5 protein-coding genes are annotated in these 5,542 nt (G+C 71.7%); 1 reads left to right on the top strand and 4 read right to left on the bottom strand.

The window, feature by feature from the left end; genetic code table 11:
• Positions 1-173: 173 nt before the first annotated feature.
• From hpt to dacB, 4 genes are read right to left on the bottom strand one after another with little or no spacing between them, the layout of a single operon-like run.
• A complete protein-coding gene (gene hpt / locus ACFWW9_RS45695; protein ID WP_390389859.1) occupies positions 174-725 on the bottom strand; it encodes a hypoxanthine phosphoribosyltransferase in 552 nt (183 codons plus the stop codon).
• A 13-nt stretch (positions 726-738) separates the two neighbouring features.
• The gene (gene tilS, locus ACFWW9_RS45690) at positions 739-1,671 is read right to left on the bottom strand and encodes a tRNA lysidine(34) synthetase TilS (protein ID WP_390389857.1); all 933 of its coding nucleotides are present in this window, start codon (positions 1,669-1,671) and stop codon (positions 739-741) included.
• Complete coding sequence (locus ACFWW9_RS45685; protein ID WP_390389855.1) at positions 1,668-2,738, bottom strand: zinc-dependent metalloprotease; 1,071 nt, start codon at positions 2,736-2,738, stop codon at positions 1,668-1,670. The genes tilS and ACFWW9_RS45685 overlap by 4 nt, the downstream gene beginning before the upstream one ends.
• A gap of 27 nt (positions 2,739-2,765) precedes the next feature.
• Entirely contained in the window at positions 2,766-4,799 is a 2,034-nt protein-coding gene (gene dacB, locus ACFWW9_RS45680) for a D-alanyl-D-alanine carboxypeptidase/D-alanyl-D-alanine-endopeptidase (protein ID WP_390389854.1), read from the bottom strand.
• A 155-nt stretch (positions 4,800-4,954) separates the two neighbouring features.
• Between dacB and ACFWW9_RS45675 the strand changes: the two genes are divergently transcribed.
• On the top strand, positions 4,955-5,458 hold the full coding sequence (locus tag ACFWW9_RS45675; RefSeq protein ID WP_390389853.1) for an inorganic diphosphatase: 504 nt from the start codon (positions 4,955-4,957) through the stop codon (positions 5,456-5,458).
• The last annotated feature ends 84 nt before the right edge of the window (positions 5,459-5,542 follow it).

The following is a 5,542-nucleotide window of genomic DNA, read 5'->3' as shown; positions in this document are numbered from 1 at the left end:
TTCGTATTCACGTTCCCACCAGGGTGACTACCGCGCGAGGCCGCGTCGGTAGGTCGGGTCACCATTTTTTCGAGCAGGGCGGGGACGGAGTCTCTGCCCTGCTCGAAAAAATCGAGGCTCGACGTGCCGACTAAAAGGCGGCCGAGCCCGGAGTCTGCGGAGCAGCGACCAAACTAATCTGCGTAGACCTTGGGGTCGAGCTTCCCGATGTAGGGCAGGTCGCGGTAGCGCTCGGCGTAGTCCAGGCCGTAGCCCACGACGAACTCGTTGGGGATGTCGAAGCCGACGTACTTGACCGGCACCTCGACCTTGACGGCGTCGGGCTTGCGCAGCAGCGTGCAGACCTCCAGCGAGCGCGGCTTGCGCGAGGCCAGGTTCTTCAGCAGCCACGACAGCGTGAGTCCGGAGTCGATGATGTCCTCGACGATCACGACGTCGCGGTCGGCGATGTCGCGGTCGAGGTCCTTGAGGATGCGGACGACGCCCGAGGAGGACGTCGAGGAGCCGTACGAGCTGACCGCCATGAACTCCAGCTGGACCGGCACGGGTAGTGCCCTCGCCAGGTCGGTCATGAACATCACCGCGCCCTTGAGCACCGTGATCAGCACGAGATCGGATCCACCGTCGTCGGGGTAGTCGGCCGCGACTTTCTTCGCGAGTTCGGTGACCTTGTCCCTGATCTCCTCTTCGGTGATCAGGGTTGAGGCGATGTCGCCGTCGTACACGGTGTCCCCTCTGTCATGACTGCCTTGGGTCTAGCTTGAGCCTGCCATGTGCGCGCCGCGCCACCAACCCGCCGGACAGCCACACTCCACCTTGGCCTCGCCACCCGGCTACCAGCGCGTCTACCGCCCGAACGTGCGAATCGGACAACTCGGGCGTGCCCGACGCGAGCAGCCAGCGGCGGATCACCCGGCGGCGCAACGCGGGGGGTAGTTCGCCGAGCGACGCAACGTCGGCAGGATCACCCTCGAAGGCCTCCGCCAGCGCGTCCAGGGCGTCGTTGTCGTCGCGCAACTGGGCGGCGGTGCGGGCCAGTGCGGCGGCGACCCCGCCCTGGAGGACGTCCTCCAGCAGCGGCAGCACCTCGGTGCGCAGCCGGACCCTGGTGTACGCCGGGTCGGTGTTGTGCGGGTCGTGCCACGGGTCGAGCCCGAGCGCGGCGCAGGCGGCGGTCGTGGTGGCCCTGGTGACGCCGAGCAGCGGGCGGCCCCACGGCCGGTCGAGCGGCCTCATGCCCGCGATCGACCGGGGCCCCGAGCCGCGGCCCAGGCCCAGCAGCACGGTCTCGGCCTGGTCGTCACGGGTGTGGCCCAACAACACCAGCCCGTCCGACGGTCGCAGCGCGGCGTACCTGGCCCGCCGCGCGGCCGCCTCCGGGCCGCCGCCGCCCTCGACGACGACCCGCAGCACCTCGGCTGCCAGCCCCAACCCGCGGCACTGCTCGGCGGCCCGGTCGGCGACCCGCGCCGACCCGGCCTGCAACCCGTGGTCCACGACCAGCGCGCGGACGGTCGTCCCCTTCAGGACGTGCGCGGTCGCCGCCGCCAAGGCCAGCGAGTCCGCGCCGCCCGACACCGCGACGGCGACCCCGCCGGACGCGTCGACCTCGTCCAGGAACCGCCGCACCGCCGTCCGGACCTCCGACACGGCCGGGTCGGGACGGTTCACGGGGCGACGCGGCGCAGCCACTCCGCCGGATCGGTGATCTCCGCGCGGGTCGGCAGGGTCTCCGGCGACGTCCACACCACGTTGAAGCGCTCCATGCCCACCGCGTCCACGACGTGCCCGGTGAACGCGGCGCCCTCGGCGTACTGGCGGACCTTCGCCTCCACGCCGAGCAGCGTGCGCAGCGCCCGGTCCAGCACGCCGCCGCCCTTGCGGCGCTCGGTGAACCGGTCGCGGATGGTGTGCACCGACGGCACCACGGACGGGCCGACGGCGTCCATCACGTGGTCGGCGTGGCCTTCGAGCAGCGTCGACAGCGCGACCAGCCGGTCGATCGCGGCCTTCTGGTCGGCCGACTGGAACAGCTCGATCAAGCCCATCGGGCCCTCGGTGTCGCGGATCCGCTTGCGGAACTCGCGGACCATCTCCGGCAGCTTGGTGATCGAGCCGGACGAGGAGTCCATGGCCGCCAGCAGGTCGGCGACCTGCGACGCGAAGTACTCGCGCAGCCACGGCACGCCGGTGAACTGGAGCCGGTGCGTGCACTCGTGCAGGCAGACCCACAGGCTGAAGTCCTCGGCGGGCACGTCCAGCGCCCGCTGCGCGCCGACGATGTTCGGCGCCACGAGCAGCAGCCGCCCGGCGCCGTTCGCACCGAACGGGTCGTACTGGCCGAGCACGCGGGAGCTGAGGAACGACAGCACGATCCCCGCCTGCACCCCGGCCGTGCTCGCCATGACCCCGCCGAACGGGCCGTTCGCCCTGGGCATCGCGGAGTCCGTCAGCGCGGACAGGCCCTGCACGGCGGCGCGCGCCCACGCGGGCCGGTCCACGACCTCGCCCGGCAGCAGCGGCAGGCCGTGGCCGAGGCCGGTCAGCTCGCGGACGTGCACCTCCGCCTCGGGAGCCAGTTCCCGCAGCCGGTGCACGGCGACGTCGGCCTCGGCTCTGGGGATGATCGGGCCCGGCCGGACCAGGCGCGCGGCCGTGGACGCGGCCAACTCCCAGTCGACGGGGGTGCTCGTCGTCTCGCCCGGTCGTGCCACACGGGCTTGCGGTGCCGCGTTCACCTCTTCGACGCTACCTGCGTGATCCGGCTACGCACAGCCGCAGCCACGCAGCGTGGCGGCGAGGACGTCGAGCGCGGGGCGCACCACGTCCTTGCTCTCCGGGCTGTTGGACATGAACGCGAACACCAGCAGCTTGCCCTCGGTGTCCACGACCGCGCCCGCGAGGGAGTTCGCGCCGGTCAGGGTTCCGGTCTTGGCCCGGACCCAGCCCTTGCCGCTCGCCGCCACGTCCCCGTAGCGGTTGGCCAGCGTGCCGCTGCCGCCCGCGACCGGCAGCGCCGTGAGCAGCGGGCGGAGCTTCGCGGTGCGCGGGTCGCTCGCGTCGGGCTTCGCCGCGACCTCGAGGATCTGGCCGAGCAGCTTCGCCGGGATCTTGTCCTGCGGCGAGAGGCCGCTGGCGTCGACGAACGTGGCTCCGGCGAGGTCGAACTGGTTCTTCGTCAGCACGTCCCGGACGGCCTTCGCGGCCCCGTCGAACGACGGCTGCTGGCCGTTGACCTTGGCGACCTCGCGGGCGACGGCCTCGGCCAGGACGTTGTCGGAGATCTGCATGAAGTTCTCGACGAGCTGGTCCACGGGCGCGGACTTGACCTCGCCGAGCACCTTCGGGTTCGCGTTCGTGGGGGCGGGACCGGGGACGACGTTGCCGACGCCGAGCCGTTGGGCGAGACCCGTGGCGGCGTCCATCGCGGGCGTGGCGGTGCGCGGGCTGTCCGGGTTCTGCGTGTCCTGCCTGCCGCCGTCGGTCATGAACGGCACGATCGGCGTCACCGAGCCGCCGGGGATGTCCAGCGGGTCCCAGCCCGGTGCCACGCCCTCGCCCGCGTAGCGGCTGAGGTCGAACTGGACCTGGGTGATCGGCGTGCCGCCGGTGGCTGCCTTGACCTGGGCGGCCAGGTCGTCGAGCGTCGCGGCGCCGGGGTAGACGGTGGTCGTGCCCGCCGGGCGCGAGGACAGGGTCGGGTCGCCGCCGCCGATGACCACCACCGTGCCGGGCGTGTCGCCCTGCACGACCTTGGTCGACAGCTGGGCGGTGTGGTCCAGCGACAGCAACGCCGCCGCCGCGGCGAGGATCTTGATCGTGGACGCCGGGATCGCGGGCGTGGTGTCGCCCTGCTGCCACAGCGCCGTGCCGGTCGCCGGGTCGATCACGACCCCGGTCAACGGGGCCAGCGCGCCCACCGCGGCGGGCCCGGACAGCGCGGACTTGATGCCGGAGGCGCTCGGCGTCGGGGCGTCCTTGGCGACGCCCTTCACCGCCAGCGACACCTTCGCGGGCGGGGCGGGCGGCTGCGTCGTCAACGCGGCGGCCCCGCCGAACCACTCGAGCTGGTTGGCCGCGAACACCGCGCCGCCCGCGAGCGCCACGACGAGCACGAGCGCGCCGACGAGCAGCAGCGGCTTCTTCCTCGACTTCGGCGTCTTCTCGAGTTCCGCGGTGTCCGGGGCGGGCTTCGCCTCGACGGCGGCCTCTGCCTGCGCGGGGATGCGCTCCGGCATCGCGCGCTGCGGCGGCGGGTCGAGCTGGACCTGCGGCCGTTGCGGCGGGGACAGCGGAGGGAGCTTCGGCTGGGGGCGGGGGACCTGGATCCGCATGGTCGGCGGATCGGCCGGACGCGGTGCGGGCGGTTTCGGCGCGGCGGGCCTGGGCCGCTGGACCTTGACCGTCGGCGGGTCGAACGGGCCCTTCTTCGGCGGGATCGGCACCGTCGCCTTGGGCGGCAGGGGCACGGTCGTGGTCGGCTGCTCCGACCTCGCCTCCGACTGGGGGTCCGGCTTCGGGGTCGGCTCCGCCTTCGGCGGGACCGGCACGGTCACCGTCGGCTGGTCGGTCGAGGCCTTCGGTCCCGGCTTGACGTCCGAGGAGGTCGAGGGCTTCGGCTCCGGCTCGGTGTCGGGCTTCGGGTTCTGTTCAGCGTCCGACTTGGAGTCCGCTGTGGAGCCCGACAACGACACGGTCTGCTGCTCCGGTGCGATCTCGAACACACCCGAGTCGTCGTCCTCGGTGGGCCACGAAAGCTCGTCCGGCGCACCGGAATCGGGGTCGCCAGGTCCGGGCACGCGATCCTCCGTTGGTCTGCTAAGGGCAATCTCACACCCACCACGATGCGAGCCGGGTGGTCGTCGTAGTCCACACTAGTGGCGCAACGGCAGAGGGTGTCGCACACGCGGCGTCACCTCAGCATGACGAGGCGAGACGAAGCAGAGGACGCGCAGTGGAGTTCGACGTCACCATCGAGATCCCCAAGGGTGTGCGCAACAAGTACGAGATGGACCACAAGACAGGTCGCATCCGCTTGGACCGCACCCTGTTCACGGCCACCCAGTACCCGGCGGACTACGGGTTCGTGGACAACACCCTGGGCGAGGACGGCGACCCGCTCGACGCGCTGGTGATCGTCCAGGAGCCCACGTTCCCCGGCTGCCTGATCAAGTCGCGCGCCATCGGCATGTTCCGCATGACCGACGAGAAGGGCGGCGACGACAAGCTGCTCTGCGTGCCCGCCGACGACCCGCGGTCGGAGCACCTGCGCGACATCCACCACCTGAACGAGTTCTACCGCCTGGAGATCCAGCACTTCTTCGAGGTCTACAAGGACCTCGAGCCCGGCAAGAGCGTCGAGGGCGCCAGCTGGGTCGGCCGCGTCGAGGCCGAGGCCGAGGTCATCCGGTCCTACCAGCGCTTGAAGGACGCGGTCGCCCGCGGCGAGGACCACTAGGTCCTCGAACGAAAAGGCCCCGCACCTCGATGAGGTGCGGGGCCTTTTTCTTACACGATCTAGTGAATCGGCAGCGGGGGTGCC

Source organism: Umezawaea sp. NPDC059074 (assembly GCF_042738955.1).
Lineage (GTDB): Bacteria > Actinomycetota > Actinomycetes > Mycobacteriales > Pseudonocardiaceae > Umezawaea.
The sequence above is the reverse complement of the archived record's forward strand: the minus strand, read 5'-3'. Positions and strand labels throughout refer to the sequence as shown.